Source organism: Sulfitobacter guttiformis (genome assembly GCF_003610455.1).
Lineage (GTDB): Bacteria > Pseudomonadota > Alphaproteobacteria > Rhodobacterales > Rhodobacteraceae > Sulfitobacter > Sulfitobacter guttiformis.
In genome coordinates, this window is the sequence record NZ_RAQK01000001.1 from 720755 (window position 1) to 739962 (window position 19208).

A 19208-nucleotide genomic window follows, 5' to 3' on the forward strand; every position below is an offset into this window, starting at 1 on the left:
GCTCGCTGCGCTTTGCTGCTCAGCCGGGAGTATTGTTCAAAGCCGCCCCTGATCCGACCTCCCTGACTGCCTCAAATTGGGAGAGGAATACTTTGCCTGTCAGATGTGCAAGGAAGTGTCCGCGCTTCAAACGGTCCATTACCGGACCTTTGACTTCAGATAAATGGAGTTGAACGTTCATTTCCCCCAACCGCTCATTGATGGCCTCTAACGACTCCAGCGCACTCAGATCGATTTCATTAATTGCGGAACATTGGAGGATAACGTGACGGATATTTTTATCTCCGGCGACACGGTTGTGAATCTTGTCCTCAAGATAGCGGGCATTTGCAAAGTAGAGGCTCTCGTCGATCCGAAGGGTAACAATGCTCGGGTCTGTGATCACATCGTGACGCAAGATATTGCGGAAATGCTCCGTTCCAGGAACCTGACCGACTTCGGCAATATGCGGCTTTGACGATTTATAAAGATGCAGCAGCACAGACAGAGCCACCCCGGTTGAGACCCCCACCTCGACGCCCAGTGCAAGGGTGACCAGAATAGTAGCCAGAACAGCCAAAAAATCGGCCTTGGAATAAGTCCAGCTGCGCTTCAGGATCGAGAAATCAACGAGGCTGAGCACCGCGACGATGATCGTTGCAGCCAATGTCGCTATGGGCAGGAAGAATATCAGCGGAGTGAGCGCGAGGGCCGCGATTGCCAATCCTATTGCGGTAAACGCGCCCGCTGCGGGTGTGTCGGCGCCTGCGTCAAAGTTGACGACCGACCGCGAGAAGCCGCCCGTCACCGGAAAACCACCAGTCAACGACGCGCCGATGTTGGCAGCGCCAAGGCCGATCAACTCCTGATCCGGATCGATCCGTTGGCGTTTTTTGGCGGCAAGGGTTTGCGCCACCGAAATGGATTCCACAAAGCCAATGATCGAAATAAGAAAGGCAGGTAAAAGAAGTTGCCCTAAAAGATCAGGCGAAAACGAAGGGAGTGTCAGCGGTGGCAAGCTTTGCGGTACTACGCCCACGATTTTGACGCCCTTATCGGCCAGATCCAGCCCCCAAACAAAAAGAGTAGTCGCGACGACAACAAACACAGGGCCGGTTTTTACCAGAACGTCTGTTGCGGAAGACGGAACACCAAAACTTTGAAGCAAAGGTTTTAAGCCCTTGCGCACCCAAAACAAAAAAACAGTGGCGAGAATGCCGATACTGGCGGTGATCCAGTTGATCTCGGACAGATGCGCCACGAGCGAGATGATCAGCTCAAAAAGGTTATGCCCCTGCGCATTGATGCCGAGGATATGTTTCAGCTGGCTGGCAGCGATAATGATGCCCGATGCCGTGATGAACCCTGCGATGACCGGATGCGACAGAAAGTTCGCGATAAAACCTAATCGAAACAGCCCCATGACCAAGAGTATGACGCCGGATAATCCGGCCAGCGACAAGGCTGCAACCGCGTATCCCATGGTGCCTTGCTCAACGATATTACTCAGCGCCGCGGCAGTCATCAAGGATACGACCGCCACAGGACCAACAGCCAGTGCGCGGCTGGTCCCGAAAACAGCGTAGAGCATGATCGGCACAATGGAAGCATAAAGCCCGGCCTCCGGCGGCAGCCCAGCGAGAAGCGCATAGGCCAGAGATTGCGGTATCAGCATAACCGTCACAATTAACGCGGCAACTAAATCATTGGACAATGCGGTGCTGGTGTACCCGCGCCCCCATTTCAGAATAGGCAGATAACGCGCTAGTTCGGGATCCATATTACTCTCGGCTCTGTGAAACTCCTGTGCGCTCAACACACAGGATCAATTCCGTTCTATTCGACCGCGATTTTTTCTGGTTTCGCCAACCATTCTCGTCCTTTGAGCATGCCTTTCCAATAAACAGGTGGCAGGATCTTTTCCTTCAGGAACCACGCCGCGCGGGTCGCCTTCGTGCCGTCGATGACCACCTTGGGAAAGCTTGGCAATAACACCCCGCCATAGCCGAATTCGGCCAAGACAATCTTGCCACGCTCCACAGTTAACGGGCATGATCCATAGCCGTTATATTGCGCCACAGGGTTTCCTCCACGCATGTCGGCTATGATATTCTCCGCGACAACAGGCGCTTGAATACGTGCCGCTGCCATCGTCTTGGCATTTGGAGCGTTCATTACATCTCCCAGTGACCAGATGTTATCATAGGTTTTGTGACGCAAAGTGGCCTGATCCACATCAATCCATCCTGCGGCATCCGCAAGGGCGGACACACGAATAAAATCTGGTGCGGTTTGGGGTGGACAGACATGCATCATGTCAAATTCCATCTCTACGCGCTCCACCGGAGTATCGGGTTTGGAAACATCAAACCACGCCTTTTGAGCCGCGCCATCGATTGCAATCAGATTGTGAAAGAAGTTTAGGCTAGCGTCATATTTCTTTACGTATTCCATCAACGCCGGGACATAATCCTTAACCCCGAAGAGCACCCCACCTGCAGTGTTAAACTCGATATCTATGTTATCGAGAACGCCGCGCCTGTGCCACGCATCACCTGACAGATACATCGCCTTTTGTGGTGCTCCTGCGCATTTTATCGGCATAGGGGGCTGCGTAAAGATCGCACGCCCTTGCTTCATTCTCTCTACAAGCTGCCATGTATAGGGCGCCAGATCATAGCGGTAATTGGACGTGACCCCATTTTGGCCAAGCGTTTCAACCAACCCCTCCACACTGTCCCAGTCAAGCTTGATACCCGGACACACAATCAGGCGGCCATATTTTACGACACGGCACCCCTCAAGAATGATGGCATTATTCTCGGGCTCGAACGCTGCAACCGCTGCCTTGATCCAATGAACATCTTTCGGGATCAGCGACCCCATCGTACGCGATGTTTCCTCGGCGGCAAATATACCGCCGCCCACCATTGTCCAGCCGGGCTGATAGTAATGAATATCCGCTGGATCAATAATCGCAATTTCAAGGCCGGGTTTGCGCGACTTTAGACTGGCCGCAGCGGCGATCCCGCCTGCCCCTGCGCCGACAATAACAACCTCATAGCTGGCGCCGCCCGTATCGGTCGGGGTCATGCCGCCATTGACGATCCGGCGGACAATACCGCCCATATCATATCCGGCGGCCTTGGTCGCAGAGAGTATATCCGCGAGGCTCCGCTTTCCCGATTGCTCCAACGACCAGAGCGTGGCCGAGCGGGTGCCCGTGCGGCAATAAGCAAGAACAGGACCAGGCAATTTGGCTAATGCGGCATCAAATACTGCTATATCGGCATCCGCTAATTTACCTGAAACAATCGGCACATAGAGTGCGTCAATGCCGAGCTTTCCGGCTGCCTTCTCTATTTGTGCAAAGGTCGGCTGATCCGGTCCTTCACCGTCAGGCCGGTTGCAGACGATTGCGCGAAAACCTGCATCTTTGATGGCTTGCATATCGGCCGGCATGATCTGGTCGCTGACGGACAATTCACCGGTAAGCTGTTTCATTCGCATGATACGTTTCTTCCTGTTCAAAATCCATTGATCGGCGTTTTCAGCATGGGCCTGCCGTCTTTATCGGTTGGCATGTGTCCGGCCCGCATATTCACCTGTAGCGATGGAATGATGAGTTTCGGAACACTAAGTTGGGCATCACGTTCGGTTCGGAATTTAATGAAATCTTCGCGGGTTTTGCCGCCGCCAACATGAATATTGTCGGATTTTTGGGCTGCTACCGTGGTTTCCCACTGGATCGCACGGCCGTTGGGGCCATAATCGTGGCACATGAAAAGGCGCATCTCGTCGGGCAGTGACAGAACCTTCATGATGCTGTCAAAAAGCTCGCCTGCATCACCACCGGGGAAGTCCGCGCGCGCTGACCCGCCATCCGGCATAAACAGGGTATCACCCGCAAACGCAGCATTTCCGACAACGTGTACCATGCACGCCGGTGTGTGGCCGGGCGTGTACATGGCGAAGGCCTGCATACCGCCGATCATATAGGTATCGCCGTCTTTGAACAATGCGTCGAACTGGGACCCGTCGCGCTGGAATTCGGTCCCTTCGTTGAACACTTTGCCGAAGGTTTCCTGAACCACCATGATTTTTTCGCCGACACCGATTTTGCCGCCCAGCTTGTCCTGAATATAGGGCGCTGCACTGAGGTGATCGGCGTGAACGTGGGTTTCGATGATCCAGTCAACGACCAGTCCACGCTCCTGGATTTCCGCAATCAATTTATCTGCTGCGACGTAGGTGATCCGTCCTGCGGCGTAATCAATGTCCATGACGCTATCGATCACAGCACAGTGGTCGCTGTCTGGGTCCTTCACGATATAGGTAATCGTGTTTGTTGCCTCGTCGAAGTGGGCTGAAACGTCCGCTTTTACCGACATGTCTACCGGATAAGTCATTTGATTTCTCCTTCGGATTAAGCTTGGGCAGGTGCCCGATCTGAAATCATCGCCTGCATTTTTTTTGCCGCAAAAATCCCTGCAACCAATGCCGCAACAAAGATGAAAACTTCTGTGCGTCCCGTACCCAGCGCGGGCAGCGCGCCACCAGGGCAGAACCCCGCAATACCCCAACCGATGCCGAAAACCGCCGACCCACCGATCAACGATAGATCAAGATCACGGCGTGTAGGCACCTCAAAACTGCTCTGCAAAAGGGGTGATGGACGTTTGAGAACAATGCGGTAACCAATGAAGGTGACCAGCAAGGCACCCCCCATCACAAACGCAAGGCTTGGATCCCACATGCCCGCAATGTCGAAGAAATTGATGACCTTTGCGGGATTTGCCATGCCCGAAATAGAAATACCGGTGCCAAAAATAAGGCCGATGAAATACGAGAGGATGATACGCATCTGTCAGGCTCCCAAAACGTGGCGGATCACATAAACCGTGATCGCAGTAGTAACCATGAAAGTGAGGGTTGCGACGATCGAGCGTGGCGACAGGCGCGCCATCCCGCAAACACCGTGACCCGATGTACAGCCCGAACCAAATGTAACACCTATCCCCACAATAAAACCGCCAACCACAAGCATTGTCGCAGAAGTCGGCACCTGCACCGCAGGCATTTGCCCTGTCAGCAACGCCACTAAAGGCGGCCCCGAAATCATGCCCGCCAGCACCGCGGCACGCCATGACCAGTCCGGCAGATTTACGGGGTGGAACACGCCAGCAAGAATTCCTGTCGCTCCCATGACACGGCCCATCGTCGCCATCAAAAGTACGGCTGCAAGGCCGATCAGGGCCCCGCCAACAAGCGACTGAACCGGTGTGAAAACCGTCTCTATCATCAAACTTTGCACGTTCTTATGCCAAAGATGCGGTACAGCGGGCAGAACTTCATGGCTGAAGTGCCTATCATGATCAGACCAGCGATGACCGAGACAATCGTAGCTGCCACAGATTCAAACAATGCAAGCCCGCTCATGAACGGTAGGGCCAGCAGGACGATGCCTAGGACCAGGCGAAATGCGCGATCAACAGTGCCAAGGTTCGTAATCATTTTGCGTCTCCTTCTAAAGATACATTCACGATAGCTCTTTGGCAGGCAGTATCTTGGTGACTTTGTCACCAAACATCCAAAATTTCTTATGCGTGATGGTCTGCGAGCTGTTCGAGCTGCACACGATCAAGCAGGCTAACACTTCCGCGTGCTTGCTCGATCCATCCGCGGCGTTGAAATTCCTGAAGTTGCCGCGATATCACCTCGCGGGCTGTTCCAAGTTCGACCGAGAGTTTCTGGTGCGTCGTGATCACCTTGTCCATATTGTTCGACAGCTTGATCAACCTGTCCGCAAGACGCACATCAAGGCGCTGGAAGGCGACTTCGTCGATTATCAAAAACAGGTCCGTGATCCTTTTTGAAAACGCTGCAAAAACAAAATCCCGAAAGGGCTTGGATTGGGCGACCAGATCATCAAAAACATCGCGTGGGATGGCAGCGGCCTCGACGGCTGTTTCAGTAACGCCTTCGGCGGAATAATCCTCATACGCAAGCAAACAGGCCGTCGTGAGCACACAGCTTTGGCCAGCCTCGATCCGGTAAAGGACTATCTCGTGGCCCGTCTCTGACACCTGTTGAACGCGTACGGTGCCGTCCAGAAGAAACAACATGTTTTCGGGGGAGTTGCCCGGTCCAAAGATCGTTGTGTTTTCCGGAACCTTCACGATTTCGCTTCGCGTCAACAGAAGGTTCTTTGTCGACTGGTCAAGCCGCGACAATCCCGCAAACCTGTCAAGCCATTGTAAATCATGGTTCATTGGCCAGAATTCCCAAATCTTGGCACCTCAAGGGGCGCGATGCGATCCAATAGCCGACCACGGTTTGCAGTAATATCAGCGACTGTGAGATCATCGAGGACTGCCAGAAATGCAGCTGTGGCTTCGTGCAACTTCCGCGACAAAATACATATACCGATCAGTGGGCAGGTATTTTTTTCGGGGTTGAAACACTCGACAAGCTCCAGCGGGCCTTCGGTAATCCGCACCACTTCACCGATGACAATTTCATCCGCTGCACGGGCAAGCCTGAAGCCCCCGTTACGGCCCCGCACTGTTTCCAGGTACCCGGCCTTGCCCAACTCGTGGACAATCTTCGTGACATGGGGCCGCGACAAATTATGGATTTTCGCCACATCATCAATCCGGACGAGGTCTGGCGATTTGAGCGCAGCAAGCTGCAAAGAACGCATCGCGTAGTTTGTGTAGCTTGTGAGCTTCATGGGTGAATCCTTTGCCTTAGCAAAAGGTACATTCAAAATATTTCTTTTGCAAATGCCGCTGGTTAAGCTGCCAGCGTAAAGCACCTATTTCGGGTCTAGGATAAACGGAAACAAGCCGGGAACCAGCGATGCTGTCTTGGACGTTAGAACAGGCACTATCACCGGCCCGATATTGTTCACCGTTGGAACGTTACGAACGGGGCAATTTTCTAAACCGTTCCGCAAATTTCACACCGATAAGTTCATCCACATGGGCTCGGAATGCCCGAAGGGTCGATTAGGTTTCCGCACGCGGGGTCAGTACTACCTATCTGTCGACCGACCCCTTCTCAGCCGAGAGCAAAATCGATCAAGGATGTGAACTCCCCCCAGACTACAAAGTCTGTCTTCAGCATTTGCGCCGATCCTAACCGGAAGATTGCCAATGCTTTAAGACACGATCCATTCGAACAGGAACGAAACAGCAGGATTGAAACTCATGCGAGCTAGAGGTCAAAGAGCTGGCCCGTCTGTTCCGAAAGGCCGTTGGCAGATCGCTTTTTTATCCGCTGTTCAGCTACGGTCGCATAGGAATGATGCTCGACCGCAATCTGAACTCCGCGCTGTTCGCAGGTGACGCGGTACCATTCTAATTTTGGGATATACCCTTTTAGCGCCAGCATGGATTATGCGGAAAACAGAAGTTTGGTTGCCGCGCCTAATCCGAACTTACGCTTGGGATCCGGACGCAGGCACATTTTTTATTATCAGCATCGTTATTGTCCTGATGCGCAGTGCGATAATCGCTAAACCGCGAATATTTTTTGGCTGCCCCATGCAGGCGAGAACGAAATCCCCTCCCAAGCGGAGGTGAGCATGTTCGTCTTGTGTTTCATCGGCATCGGGTTCAGTTTCTATCCCGATGTTAAGCCAAACGGTCCCCCATCAGAAAAGCCGCCCCTCCTAACAAACGCCTGTGGTTTCTTCTGGCACAAACACTCGTTCTGGCCTCCATAGTCCTTGACAATAATACTCACGCCCTCTGGTTTCTTAGCGCATCACCAATCTGAAGAGGAACATCACCCAAATGCCTTTTCGGTCCCTCGATGGTAATTAGCTTAGCGATTGAGATGCATCCCGGCATCGACCAACAACAGCTCACCCGTCACATGCCGTGATGCGTCAGACAGGAAAAAAAGAGCTGCATCCGCAATATCATCCGGTCCTGATGCAACACCCAATGCGCATTTAGCCTCGACAGCCTGAACCGTCTGCTCGAACGCGTCTTCATCCATCGCATCTTTGAACCAGCGCGTAGCGATAAAACCAGGGCAGATGGCGTTGACGCGAATGGCCGGAGCGAGGGCGCGCGCCAGCGATAGGGTCATTGTGTTCAATGCACCTTTGGTCGCCGCATAAGCAACGGAAGACCCGATCCCCTTGATGCCCGCGATGGAGGATGTGTTCAGGACGGTGCTGGCACGTTTTGTCGTTTCATGCGCCGCCACAAGAAGTGACTTGGTGGCTTGCAGCATCAAATAAGGGCCGACCACATTGACTTCGTACGTGTCCATGAAATCAGCCTTTGATAGGGCGTCCAGATCGGAGTGATCGCGCGCATGGCGGGTAATTCCGGCGTTGTTGACTAAAATATCCAGACGCCCCCTTCGCGCTGCCGCTTCTGCCAATGCCTTGCAGCCCTCAGGATCAGCAACATTCGCCTTCACGACTTCGACTTGGGATCCGGCATCCCTGCACAGATCGGCAGCTTCTTCTGCTTCTTTAGACGAACGCGAGTAGTTGATGATTACATCTGCACCACGCTCTGCGAGTTTTACTGCGATCGAGCGGCCAAGGCCTGTGGCCGAACCGGTGACCAAGGCAATACGTCCATCGAGATCGGCCATTGCACATTCCTTCTTATAGTTGCGCCATCAATTATTACTCATGATCCGTCAGCGCACCCATCTGTGCTAAAGGCACGTTCGCTTTGACTGCTGCTTGGGATAGTTGCGCCATTGTTCCCGCATCAAGGGGGATTCCGTTGGCACGTCGTGTTTGTGCGGTTTTTCGTTCAGGATCACCGGGGAATTGAACCGCGTCCACACCGGGTGCCGGTGGGGATGATTTGACCCACTGTGCATAGCGGTCCATGTCGACACCGAAGGCTTCAGCCATACCAAAAACATCAGGGTCGATCAGAATTGCCAACATATTGTTTGTGATGCTGGCGGGAATTTCGCGCTCCGGGAGGTAAGCCCCTCCTCCGCTGAACGATCCGCCCAGAATATCCCCCAGAAGCGCCAGCCCGAAGCCCTTGTGCTGGCCAAACGTTGTCAGGGACCCGCCCCTGTCATCGAACATTACGGATGGGTCATTGGTTGGATTGCCTTTGGCATCGATCAACGCGCCGTCCGGCACCTCATTACCGCTCAGGTTCGCCACCCTCGCCTTCCCCATCGCAATTGTACTGGTGGCCATGTCCAACAAGAACATAGGGGTCTTTTCAGTCGCTGGAATTGCTGTGCAGTAGGGGTTTGTCACGAACCGCGCATCACTACCGCCAAAGGGGGCAACAATAGGCCGCGGGGATTGCACATTTGCGTAAAGGATACAGATAAATCCTGCCTCCGCCGCCATTGCACCCCAATCTCCCAAACGCCCCAGATGAAAGCTGTTGCGCAGCGAGAGAACGGCAAAGTGATTGCTTTTTGCCCGCTCGATTGCATGGTTCATGGCCTGTTCGGCGACAATGTGGCCAAAGCCATACTGACCGTCCACCAGCAGAAATGGCCCCTTATCCTCGACAATTTTCGCGTCAGCATCCGGATGCAATTGCTGTGCCAGTATCCCGTCAACATAGGCGGGAATCATCCCCACGCCGTGGCTGTCGTGGCCGGTAAGGTTGGCATCAACGAGGCGTTTGGCAACTTTTTCGGCTTTCGCCACATTCCCGCTGGCCGCAGCGAGAATGGATTCAGCGATCTTGGTCAAGTCGTCGGCAGATATGTTCATTCAGGTTATACTCCGTTCAACCATCCGCGGGCCGGCCCACTCCCGGATGGTGGACTCGCGCTTTCATGGCGCCATTTCAGTACCCAGACCTGGGGGCCGTCAAGGTGCGTTTGCAAATAACGTGTTTTTGCAAAGTTAGACGCCGCCGATGAACAGATCATGGAAGCCAGCATGGGAGAAGGCGCGTCCAATGCGCCTTTTCCCCCTGAAAAAGGTCTTTTCATCATGCAAGCAGCCTGCCTGACCTCCCCGCTACCACAAACGACGAGGCAGGACCGAATTGGTGTATTTACACAGGAATAACGATTTTCTGATCGTGCTCGGGCGCCTCGAGCGGAAGATGATTTTCCTCCAGTACAAGGATATTTTCCGCACCAATGATATCACTTTTCGTCTTATAGCCGATGACATTCTCAACGGGCATATCCAAATGGCGTGCCAGCAGCATCGTCTCTTCTGACGAAAAATTTGTCAGGCCGCGCGCAATTTCCTCGCCAAGTTCGTTATAAACATGCAGCACATCGCCCTTCATGAAATCCCCCTGCAGCGAGATAATGTCCATCCGGCTGATGCCGCGCTTCTTTTTGACAACTTCTTCGGCAATTTCGTTTGATACGACAAGCGTACCACTGACTTGCAAGCGGTTGCTAAGCCAGACTTTCAGCGGCGACGCTGTCTCGCCCCGCACAAGACAGCGGGTGAACCGCCGCTCTTTATTGAGTACGGAAGATACGGGGCGTTCAATGATGCCCTCGGCGATGATCGTCTCGACGCCAGCATTCTGCGCCATGTTTGCCGCATGCATCTTGGTAAGCATGCCCCCGCTCCCCAATGCACTGATACCGGTCGTTGATTCCAGATGCTCGCTGACGTCTTCGATTTCATGAATGAAAACTGCGTCCGGATCTGACGGGTCGCGGTCATAAAGACCCTCGACACTGGTCAGAATGATCAGTTCGTCCGCCTCTACCATTTGCGCCACTTTGGCTGACAAACGGTCATTGTCACCCACACGAAGGTCACGTGTGGCGATTGAGTCGTTCTCGTTGATGATTGGCATGATGTCGTTTTCGAACAATCTCAGCATGGTGTTTTTAATGTTCAGAAAACGGCGGCGCTCTTCCATATCTTCGACGGTCACCAGCATCTGCGCCACCTCCAGATCGTACTCTGATGCGACCTGCCGGTAGGCGTTCATCAGCAGCGGCTGACCACATGCAGCGGCGGCCTGTTTGTCCAGAACACCCGCGTCTTCGGGCCGTTTTCCGACCATATTCAACCCCAGCGCAACCGAGCCGGACGAGGTCAAAATGATGTTATGGCCCTCACGTTGAAGCTGTGCGAGATCGCTCAGAAGACCGTTCATAAAAGCGTAGCGCAGGGTAAGGTTATCACTATTGGCAAGCAGGCTTGATCCGATTTTTACGACGATTTTTTTCTTCGTAGACATGTAATATCTCCGGTATATAATTGTTTTAAGAGGATAAATACTAACTGTTTGCGTCCTTGGATGCAGCCATATAGCAAGACCTCGTTCAGGTGTTAGCGCCACGTATAGCACGACCCCGGTGTGGGAATGCAAACAGGTTGCTGCAGTGCAGCGCGATTTATGCGGATTTGCTCCGTTTAGCGCGGATAGAAATTCACCGGTTGAACCAGCGCTTTGTTGAAAGGGTGCAGCACAAGTTGTGTAGAGGTTCGCCGAAGATAAAGGAGACCGAAATTGAAGATACTTTTGATCGGATGCGGCAAGATGGGCGGCGCGATGTTGCGCCAGTGGATCAACCACGACGGCAACGCATTTACAGTCGCCGATCCCGCGGCCACAGACCTGCCGGAAGGCATAACTCATGTCACAAAAGCGACATCCTTGCCGTCTGCAGAATTTGACGTCATCGTTATCGCTATCAAGCCGCAGATGATCGCTGACCTGCTTCCCGATTACATTCCTGCGTTGAAACCGGGCGGCTGCTTCGTCTCGATCGCTGCAGGTTGCAGCATTGAGACATTAATCGGTATTGTAGGGAAGGCCGCGATTATCCGCGTCATGCCCAATTTGGCTGCAATGGTTGGATTGGGGGTATCAGGGCTCTATGCGAATCCGGCGTGCACAAAACAACAGGTCTCAGACGTTACTGCCTTTATAGCCCAGACAGGCCGCTGCGTCCCCCTTGGCAGCGAGGACGAAATTGACCGGCTCACCGCTGTGAGTGGAAGCGGGCCGGGATATGTGTTCGAGATTATGCGCAGCTATGTCGAAGCCGCCAAGCGCTTGGGTTTTGACGAGGAAACATCCCGCGCGCTTGTCTTCGATACGATAACGGGCACGGTTGAAACCGCCCGCCAGTCTGATGCGTCCCTCGAGGATCTTCGGAACTCGGTCACGAGCAAAAACGGCACGACGCAGGCCGGACTGGACGAGTTGCGACGTGACGGCAAATTGGACGCGCTTCTGAATGACACCGTGCAGGCCGCATACCGACGCGCCGCAGAATTAAAATAAATCCTGCGCTTTAGGCGCACCAGACAGGAGAGCCGATATGAATGATATGAGCAACGACACGAATAATATGGACGTAACAGCAATAGTAGCTGACCTTGGCCGCAGGGCAAAAGCTGCCGCGCAAAAGCTTGCCATGGCTACTGCGCAGCAGCGCAATCAAGCGTTGAAAGAGGCGGCAAAAGAACTGCGCCTCCGCACGCGCGAAATTCTGGCTGCAAACGCAATCGATCTGAGCAGCGTTAGCGGCAGGGATGACGCATTTATTGATCGCCTTACGCTGACAGAAAACCGCGTAGCTGCCATGGCGGATGCCGTCGATGCCATAGCAGATCAATCCGATCCCTTAGGGCGCATGCTTGCGAGTTTTGACCGGCCAAACGGCCTGAAAATCGACCGGGTAAGTGTCCCGATAGGTGTTATTGCGATGATTTACGAATCGCGGCCAAATGTCGGCTCGGATGCGGGTGCGCTTTGCATAAAATCAGGTAACACTGTAATCCTGCGCGGCGGTTCTGAAAGCCTGCATTCCTCGCGTGAGATCGTTGCGTGTCTGGCCGCAGGACTGAAGGCGGCAGGTTTGCCCGAAGACGCCGTACAGCTTGTAGACACCAAAGACCGCGAGGCGGTTAAGCTCCTTTTACAAAGTACGGATACTGTCGATCTGGCAATTCCCCGAGGCGGACGGGGGCTGGTCTCGCTGGTACAAAAAGAGGCCCGCGTGCCGACATTGCTGCATCTGGATGGCAACAACCATAGCTACATCCATGAAAGCGCAGATTTTGAGAAAGCCGTGGGGATTGTCCAGAACGCAAAAATGCGCAGGACGGGGATCTGCGGAGCAACGGAATGTGTCGTCATCGACAGGGCAGTTGCAGCCAAAGTACTGCCACTTCTGGAAGACGCTCTGGGGGATTGTGAACTGCGCGGCGATGCAGAGGCACAAGATATTCTAGCGGGGATCACCCCTGCCACCGAGGAAGACTGGGACACGGAATATCTGAGCAACATTATCTCTGTGAAGATCGTCGCAGACCTGAGCGAGGCCATCGCATTTGTGCAGGACCATTCATCAGGGCACACAGACGCGATTATCTCCGAGGATAAGGCGGCTGCAAAACAATTCATGAGTGCCATCGATTCAGCTGTCGTAATGCACAACGCTTCGACCCAGTTTTCGGATGGTGGCGAGTTCGGCATGGGAGCTGAAATTGGTATTGCGACAGGAAAGATGCACGCACGCGGACCCGTCGGAGCAGAGCAACTGACAAGCTTTAAATATCTTGTATTTGGGGATGGTCAGCAACGACCATAGACGCTGAGTTTACGCAACATGCCATGTCTCCGCTGGAGCGGCCTTTTCGTACAGTCAGATGAGAACGCAGTTTAAAAGTCGGGGCAGCAACCCTCGCCCCGACCGCCCTGACTTGCGCCGCGATGCTCTTGCCTCTCACGAAGAGAAGTTTTTCATTCGCGGGAATACTTACCTTTTTGGCTATGCCCAACGTGTGTCATCGAAAACAGCATGAGCTCGTCTTTGAATTAATCGCGGCAGATTTCTTTTTGCCGTCGCCTCAACAGTAAATTCATATAGTTCCTCACAGCAGGCCAGATCACTTAACACCAAAAAGAGGCCCCGATCAGTGGAACAGTTCCGGTTAAACCCCCAGCGATATCCAGACGTTTTCGTTGCCGAGGAATGTTCGCCCGAGCGTGCCAACCTGCATCACAGGTTCCGCGAAACTCGGTCCGCAAAAATCTGTGAGATGCCCCCCTTGAAAAGCGATCAGAGCGACCCCCATTTCAATCTACTGGCACAGGGTGCGCGTATCACATGCCCCCCTTGGCCTGCTATTACAGGACATCCAACATCGTGGATTATCTCCAACTTATTCTTGGCTTCGCCCTGCTGGTTGCAGGTGGCGAGGCATTGGTGCGCGGCGCAGTATCGGTCGCCTCAAAATTCGGGGTCTCCCCCCTCCTTATTGGCCTGACACTCGTCGGCTTCGGCACATCAACGCCGGAACTGGTTACAAGTTTGCAGGCGGCGTGGTCCGGCTTTCCCGGCATCGCTGTCGGTAATGTCGTCGGCTCCAACATCGCAAACGTCCTGCTTATCCTTGGCGCCGCTGCCTTGATCGCGCCGATAGCGATTGATCCTGTTGCATTCCGCCGCGATGGTACTGCCCTTGCGATCGCGACCGTGCTGGCCGTTGGCGTAATACTCTTCGGCGTTTTGGATCGCTGGTTGGGTGCCGTTCTGCTGGGTGCGTTGATCGTCTATATCGGGATCGCCTACCGGACCGATGTCGCCTCGCCCGTGCAGGACGAGACACCTGACACTCTCGCAAAGTCCGCCTCAGTGTGGCCTGCCCTCGGTCTAGCCTTCGGGGGGATCGCAATCACCGTGCTGGGCGCGCGCCTGACAGTTGATGCAGCGGTATCGCTCGCACTGGTGTGGGGGATGAGCGAGACAGTCGTCGGACTGACAGTTGTGGCAGTAGGCACGTCCCTGCCGGAACTGGTCACTTCTGTTATGGCCGCACTTCGACGCGAATCCGGATTGGCATTCGGCAACGTTATCGGATCGAATATCTATAATATCCTCGGGATCATGGGCGTTACCGCACTTGTACAACCCATTCCGATACCCCCCCAAATCGCCCAGTTCGACGTGTGGGTCATGGCCGCTACAACGGTTGTGCTGATCCTTGCGGTGATTGCATGGCGCCGGATCGGTCGGGCCACTGGGTTTGCTTTCGTCGCCGCCTATGCTGCCTACACTGGATGGCTGATAGCCGGAATATAAGCGCCACGTCTTCAACTTTTTTCAAAATCACACTCAAGGAATGGCATATGCCCGAAGTGCGAAACACGATTATTGCGTTAGCACTTTCGGGCATTGTGCTGTTTGCCTGCGCCTTTGCCGGTATCGCGCAAACAGAAGACAGCTCTGCAAACATCAAGGTAATGGGTAGCTGTGAGGACTGCCTGATCGACGGACAGGATTTCTCAGACCGTAAGCTGACGGGTCTTAAACTCTCCTCAGCCCAAATCACCGATACACGCTTTGACCGCGCTGCGCTGAATATCGCGATTTTTGACGGAGCCACCCTAAGCCGCGTGAGCTTTGACGGCGCAGATCTGAAGGGCGTCAGTTTTGTTGGGACTCGCTTTGAGGATGTGACCTTCGAGGGCGCAGATCTGAGTGGTGCCGTGTTCGAGGGTGCAATTCTGATGCGCACGTCCCTTGATGGCGCACGTTTATGTAACACTCAGGTGCCTGATGACATTATGGATAAATCCGATTGTGAATAACGATGCTTTCGCCTGAGCTCCCCGCATCATCCGGTCGTGTGGATATCAAGTTTTCGAATGTTCTGCGCCTGTTATTGACCGATCAAAGAGAGCGAATTTCGCTGAATGACATCATTCGTCTTCTGGGTGACCGTAGCTTTGTGCCGCTGCTCATTATCTTTGCGCTTCCAAACCTGTTTTTCTTCATTCCGGGCGGTTCAGTGATCACGGGCCCTCCCCTTATCTTCATCTCGGGCCAGCTTGTACTAGGACGGCCCTCGGTCTGGTTGCCAGATATAATCGGGCTGCGCTCTGTCGATCATGCAGCTTTTGCGCGGATCGTCACGCGGGCGATACCATGGGTGGAATGGATGGAGCGACTGGCCCGCCCCCGCTACTGGATGCTACCGCCAAAAGCTGCCGATCTGACAATCGGGATCGCTGCTCTGGTTATGTCGGTCTTTATGTTTCTGCCGATACCCTTCGGGAATACCCTGCCTGCGCTCTCGGTTATCTTGCTGGCGCTAAGCCTGAGCGAGCGGGACGGCCTATGGCTGTTGGCAGGTTTTGCAACCAGCCTCGCTTCCTTTGCGGTAGTCGCCGCCGTGTTTGCAGCTGGTGCTTTTGCAATGCTGAGCTTTTTTTAATGGGTTAACCGCGTTTGCCGATCAGCAACTTGTCGATCCGGCGCCCATCAAGGTCGACTACCTCGATGCGCCAGTTGTCTACCTCAATGGTTTCACCCTCTTGCGGTAGCCTCCCGAAAAGCTCCAGCACAAAGCCCGCAGCGGTGTCATAATCGCGGCCCGCTCCTGGCTCTAGCGACAAAAGCTCGGCCAATTCGTCTACAGGCATCCACCCAGCTACAAGAAAAGACCCATCCGCCCGCGTTACGAACTTCGGGTCCTCTTCTGTCTCGTCAGGAAACTCTCCTGTGATAGCTTGCAATACGTCCATTGGCGTGATCACGCCCTGCAGGTGGCCGTATTCATCATAGACCAACAGCATATGAGCGGGGGCCGTCCGCAACAGATCAATCACCTCGGTGGCGGGAAGACCTTCACGCACCACAGGCGCCTCGCGCAACAAACCGCGCAATTCAAAATCCTGTCCAGCGAGTGCAGGAGCGAGAATATCGCGGGTCAGCAGAATACCGATAACGTTATCCTTTTCTCCCTCCCAGACAGGTAGGCGGGATCGGCTCGTATTGTGCAACACAGACATGAGCTCCGCGCTGCCGCAGGTCACGTCGATCATTTCCAGATCAAGCCGCGGCGTCATAAGGCCGCGTGCCGTACGGTCCGCCACCCGCATAACACCAGCGATCATACGGCCCTCGGCAGGCTTCATAGCACCAGTGCTTTCGGCCTCGGCGATGATCATGCGCACCTCCTCGTCGCTGACTCTGGCAACCTTGTTGGACGACTGGCCCAGAAGATACATCACGGCCTGTCCCGATCGGGCAAGAACCCAGATGAGCGGCGAGGCGACTTGCGCAACCATGCTCATCATAGGAGCAACCCGCGCTGCGACGGCTTCGGGCGCTTTCAGCGCGATCTGCTTTGGCACCAACTCCCCCACGATCAGCGATAGATAGGTGATCAAAACTACCACTGTGCCAACGCCAAGCGGAAGTGCGATATCCGCCGACATGCCCTGCGCAATCAGTTCTCCGGACAGGCGCGCACCCAGCGTCGCACCCGACACAGCCCCGTTCAGAACGCCCACCAGCGTGATGCCGATTTGAACGCTGGATAAAAACCGGTTCGGATTGGCTGCCAGCGTTAATGCTGTTGCAGCACCCTTGCTGCCCTTGTTCACCAAAAGCTTAAGGCGGGCTGGGCGTGCAGTAACAATGGCGAGCTCGGACATCGCAAACAGACCGTTGAGCAATGTGAGCAAAATGACGATAAAAATTTCGAAATACATGATATTTTGTACTTATTCCGGTAGATCGGCCCTTTTGATAACGGGCGAATTGAAAAAATTAATAGATCAGCTGCGAAAGATGCGAAAAGCGCTCACGAGAGCATCCCAAACATCCACAAATCGCGCATAGAAGTGTTCATGCGCAGTGTACCCAATGGTTCCTGCCCCGATGAGCTCATCCTCAACTGCGTCTACAAACTGCAACAGCCGCCTGCGATGAATGCCAAGACGCGCCTGTAGCGGGTCGGCAAGAACGCCTGAAAAAGCGCTGATAACAGAGCCCACAAACAGCAGTGCGGCAACAACAACCGCCACCAGCCACGGCGAGGCGCTGGCCGAGAACACCCCATACCACATCGCCCCCGCTGATTTGCCCAGCGGGAAATTAGCCACCGCAGTTTCCAGCGCAAGAGCATTGGCCAACGCCGGCGCCATCGAGATCATCCCCGGCGTAACCGAATGGAAAACCAGCCCGCCGATGACCAAAGCGATCAGCGCATTTGTAATATCTGCGACCGCCGATCTAACGCTTGTGTATTCCGTGATAGCATCCGCAACTCTAGCCGCCGATGTCCTGACAGATGCGACATCAGCCTTTGCGCGAAACCCGCCCCGAAATTGTGGTGCGGCAAGAATAATCTGGGACAACTCCACACTATCGCGGGCTCCGTTTTGTGGCAGCATAATGCCCAACAGATCCGATACAACCGCGGCTTCGACTTGCGCCGCAACAGCAGTGCGCAGCAAAATGCGCCGTCCCCGAAGCCAGCCTGCAAAGGCATTCAACCCCAACCCTGCGCACAAAGCGGCCAATATGCGGATCAAAACCAGAACCGGAGACAAAACAACGTTCATTGGCGCTCGCAAGATATCAAGCCCCATCGCATGTCTGTGAAGTGCGAGCGCTCCGCGCAAACGGAAATGCTGGGCGATGAAACCGTCAATGCGAGCGCGCACCACCGTGAAATACTCTCGCTCTCCCTTGGCACCATTTTCATGGAGCCGTGATTTTGCATCAGGCAAAATGATCACAGTGCGTCACCGTATCCTTTCTCGTTGTTCACAGGATTTCACGCAAAACGCGGAATAAACTTCACTGCATCACCACCATTAAATCACTACGAAATGTGCATTTTTCAAGCTACGCACAAATATAACTCAGATGCGGACAGCGAAATCACACTGATTATTCTCACGCACATCTTGCGGAGTTCAGGCCCCAACCATATCTGACAAATTCAAGGCATGCTATCCGCCGTCAGGAGTTGTCCGGTTGGACTGCGTCAGCACTTTCCTAGCCCTCGAATTGCAGGGTTCCAGCCAATCCTCCGCCTCTTTGAGTCCGGTCCGGGATTTGCACGAATGACTGGTATGCCGTCCGCGATGACAGTTAGCGTTTCTGAAGTGCGCCGTAACGTGGTTCGTTTGCTCACCCTGTTGAGCTTTGCATTGGCACTGCTGGTTGCGCAGGGGCCTTATGGCCTGAAGCAAGCACAAAACACCGATGCTATAGCGCACGAGTTGTCGAGCATGGCATCGGTCAGGGCATCTGCATATGACCGTGTTGCGAGTGACAGGAAACCAAGCCCGCTTTTCGCTGACGATGACACACCAAATTTCATCGCAGGCCTAACAGCGGACCTTCAACACCCTGTCTCTGGCACTACACAGGCCATGCGCGCCTGTGACACTTCAAAATCATCTTTGCTGTCGAATATCTTGCCCCCCGTTCGGGGGCCGCCTGCGGTCTGACCCTAAACAGTCAAACCCTTATTT

Annotated in this window: 19 protein-coding genes; 6 read left to right on the forward strand and 13 right to left on the reverse strand. The window is 54.1% G+C overall.

Translation table 11 applies throughout. From position 1 onward, the window contains the following. Nucleotides 1–19 precede the first annotated feature (19 nt). From C8N30_RS03390 to proB, 11 genes are all read right to left on the reverse strand, one after another. Complete coding sequence (locus C8N30_RS03390) at nt 20–1759, reverse strand: SulP family inorganic anion transporter (protein ID WP_025063092.1); 1740 nt, start codon at nt 1757–1759, stop codon at nt 20–22. Nucleotides 1760–1815: 56 nt separating this feature from the next. After that, nucleotides 1816–3489, reverse strand: a complete 1674-nt coding sequence (locus C8N30_RS03395; RefSeq protein ID WP_025063093.1) for a bifunctional protein tyrosine phosphatase family protein/NAD(P)/FAD-dependent oxidoreductase — start codon at nt 3487–3489, stop codon at nt 1816–1818. A gap of 17 nt (nt 3490–3506) precedes the next feature. Next, on the reverse strand, nt 3507–4388 hold the full coding sequence (locus C8N30_RS03400) for an MBL fold metallo-hydrolase (protein WP_037967968.1): 882 nt from the start codon (nt 4386–4388) through the stop codon (nt 3507–3509). Between the two features lie 17 nt (nt 4389–4405). After that, complete coding sequence (locus tag C8N30_RS03405; protein ID WP_025063095.1) at nt 4406–4843, reverse strand: DUF6691 family protein; 438 nt, start codon at nt 4841–4843, stop codon at nt 4406–4408. Between the two features lie 3 nt (nt 4844–4846). Then, complete coding sequence (locus C8N30_RS03410; protein ID WP_025063096.1) at nt 4847–5281, reverse strand: YeeE/YedE family protein; 435 nt, start codon at nt 5279–5281, stop codon at nt 4847–4849. Then, complete coding sequence (locus tag C8N30_RS03415; protein ID WP_025063097.1) at nt 5281–5493, reverse strand: YgaP family membrane protein; 213 nt, start codon at nt 5491–5493, stop codon at nt 5281–5283. Before C8N30_RS03415 ends, C8N30_RS03410 begins: the two co-directional genes overlap by 1 nt. Before the next feature lie 86 nt (nt 5494–5579). After that, the gene (locus tag C8N30_RS03420) at nt 5580–6251 is read right to left on the reverse strand and encodes a Crp/Fnr family transcriptional regulator (protein ID WP_025063098.1); all 672 of its coding nucleotides are present in this window, start codon (nt 6249–6251) and stop codon (nt 5580–5582) included. Further along, the gene (locus C8N30_RS03425) at nt 6248–6712 is read right to left on the reverse strand and encodes an RrF2 family transcriptional regulator (protein ID WP_025063099.1); all 465 of its coding nucleotides are present in this window, start codon (nt 6710–6712) and stop codon (nt 6248–6250) included. The genes C8N30_RS03420 and C8N30_RS03425 overlap by 4 nt, the downstream gene beginning before the upstream one ends. A 1097-nt stretch (nt 6713–7809) precedes the next feature. Beyond that, on the reverse strand, nt 7810–8598 hold the full coding sequence (locus C8N30_RS03430) for an SDR family NAD(P)-dependent oxidoreductase (RefSeq protein WP_025063100.1): 789 nt from the start codon (nt 8596–8598) through the stop codon (nt 7810–7812). Nucleotides 8599–8632: 34 nt separating this feature from the next. Further along, nucleotides 8633–9706, reverse strand: a complete 1074-nt coding sequence (locus C8N30_RS03435) for a malate/lactate/ureidoglycolate dehydrogenase (protein WP_025063101.1) — start codon at nt 9704–9706, stop codon at nt 8633–8635. 289 nt (nt 9707–9995) lie between these two features. Further along, the gene (gene proB, locus C8N30_RS03440; protein ID WP_025063102.1) at nt 9996–11156 is read right to left on the reverse strand and encodes a glutamate 5-kinase; all 1161 of its coding nucleotides are present in this window, start codon (nt 11154–11156) and stop codon (nt 9996–9998) included. 273 nt (nt 11157–11429) lie between these two features. Between proB and C8N30_RS03445 the strand changes: the two genes are divergently transcribed. The 5 genes from C8N30_RS03445 to C8N30_RS03465 all read left to right on the forward strand — a co-directional run bounded on the left by C8N30_RS03445 (nt 11430) and on the right by C8N30_RS03465 (nt 16150). Then, nucleotides 11430–12209, forward strand: a complete 780-nt coding sequence (locus C8N30_RS03445) for a pyrroline-5-carboxylate reductase family protein (RefSeq protein ID WP_025063103.1) — start codon at nt 11430–11432, stop codon at nt 12207–12209. 37 nt (nt 12210–12246) lie between these two features. Next, the gene (locus C8N30_RS03450) at nt 12247–13521 is read left to right on the forward strand and encodes a glutamate-5-semialdehyde dehydrogenase (RefSeq protein ID WP_025063104.1); all 1275 of its coding nucleotides are present in this window, start codon (nt 12247–12249) and stop codon (nt 13519–13521) included. Nucleotides 13522–14040: 519 nt separating this feature from the next. After that, on the forward strand, nt 14041–15015 hold the full coding sequence (locus C8N30_RS03455; RefSeq protein ID WP_170151156.1) for a calcium/sodium antiporter: 975 nt from the start codon (nt 14041–14043) through the stop codon (nt 15013–15015). Between the two features lie 47 nt (nt 15016–15062). Continuing rightward, a complete protein-coding gene (locus C8N30_RS03460) occupies nt 15063–15524 on the forward strand; it encodes a pentapeptide repeat-containing protein (protein WP_025063106.1) in 462 nt (153 codons plus the stop codon). 2 nt (nt 15525–15526) lie between these two features. Beyond that, on the forward strand, nt 15527–16150 hold the full coding sequence (locus tag C8N30_RS03465; protein ID WP_025063107.1) for an exopolysaccharide biosynthesis protein: 624 nt from the start codon (nt 15527–15529) through the stop codon (nt 16148–16150). Between the two features lie 4 nt (nt 16151–16154). On the opposite strand, the gene C8N30_RS03470 is transcribed toward C8N30_RS03465, so the two are convergent. Beyond that, on the reverse strand, nt 16155–17432 hold the full coding sequence (locus C8N30_RS03470; RefSeq protein ID WP_025063108.1) for a hemolysin family protein: 1278 nt from the start codon (nt 17430–17432) through the stop codon (nt 16155–16157). A 66-nt stretch (nt 17433–17498) separates the two neighbouring features. After that, nucleotides 17499–18464, reverse strand: coding sequence for a DUF6635 family protein (locus tag C8N30_RS03475; protein WP_025063109.1), 966 nt, complete (start codon nt 18462–18464; stop codon nt 17499–17501). Nucleotides 18465–18794: 330 nt separating this feature from the next. On the opposite strand from C8N30_RS03475, the gene C8N30_RS03480 reads away from it, so the two are divergent. Beyond that, the gene (locus C8N30_RS03480; RefSeq protein WP_025063110.1) at nt 18795–19184 is read left to right on the forward strand and encodes a hypothetical protein; all 390 of its coding nucleotides are present in this window, start codon (nt 18795–18797) and stop codon (nt 19182–19184) included. Nucleotides 19185–19208 lie beyond the last annotated feature (24 nt).

Coding starts and splice junctions, on each gene's coding strand:
- C8N30_RS03390 (WP_025063092.1), bottom strand. CDS start 1,759: ATGGATCCCGAACTAGCGCGTTATCTGCCTATTCTGAAATGGGGGCGC.
- C8N30_RS03395 (WP_025063093.1), bottom strand. CDS start 3,489: ATGCGAATGAAACAGCTTACCGGTGAATTGTCCGTCAGCGACCAGATC.
- C8N30_RS03400 (WP_037967968.1), bottom strand. CDS start 4,388: ATGACTTATCCGGTAGACATGTCGGTAAAAGCGGACGTTTCAGCCCAC.
- C8N30_RS03405 (WP_025063095.1), bottom strand. CDS start 4,843: ATGCGTATCATCCTCTCGTATTTCATCGGCCTTATTTTTGGCACCGGT.
- C8N30_RS03410 (WP_025063096.1), bottom strand. CDS start 5,281: ATGATAGAGACGGTTTTCACACCGGTTCAGTCGCTTGTTGGCGGGGCC.
- C8N30_RS03415 (WP_025063097.1), bottom strand. CDS start 5,493: ATGATTACGAACCTTGGCACTGTTGATCGCGCATTTCGCCTGGTCCTA.
- C8N30_RS03420 (WP_025063098.1), bottom strand. CDS start 6,251: ATGAACCATGATTTACAATGGCTTGACAGGTTTGCGGGATTGTCGCGG.
- C8N30_RS03425 (WP_025063099.1), bottom strand. CDS start 6,712: ATGAAGCTCACAAGCTACACAAACTACGCGATGCGTTCTTTGCAGCTT.
- C8N30_RS03430 (WP_025063100.1), bottom strand. CDS start 8,598: ATGGCCGATCTCGATGGACGTATTGCCTTGGTCACCGGTTCGGCCACA.
- C8N30_RS03435 (WP_025063101.1), bottom strand. CDS start 9,706: ATGAACATATCTGCCGACGACTTGACCAAGATCGCTGAATCCATTCTC.
- proB (WP_025063102.1), bottom strand. CDS start 11,156: ATGTCTACGAAGAAAAAAATCGTCGTAAAAATCGGATCAAGCCTGCTT.
- C8N30_RS03450 (WP_025063104.1), top strand. CDS start 12,247: ATGAATGATATGAGCAACGACACGAATAATATGGACGTAACAGCAATA.
- C8N30_RS03455 (WP_170151156.1), top strand. CDS start 14,041: ATGCCCCCCTTGGCCTGCTATTACAGGACATCCAACATCGTGGATTAT.
- C8N30_RS03460 (WP_025063106.1), top strand. CDS start 15,063: ATGCCCGAAGTGCGAAACACGATTATTGCGTTAGCACTTTCGGGCATT.
- C8N30_RS03465 (WP_025063107.1), top strand. CDS start 15,527: ATGCTTTCGCCTGAGCTCCCCGCATCATCCGGTCGTGTGGATATCAAG.
- C8N30_RS03470 (WP_025063108.1), bottom strand. CDS start 17,432: ATGTATTTCGAAATTTTTATCGTCATTTTGCTCACATTGCTCAACGGT.
- C8N30_RS03480 (WP_025063110.1), top strand. CDS start 18,795: ATGACTGGTATGCCGTCCGCGATGACAGTTAGCGTTTCTGAAGTGCGC.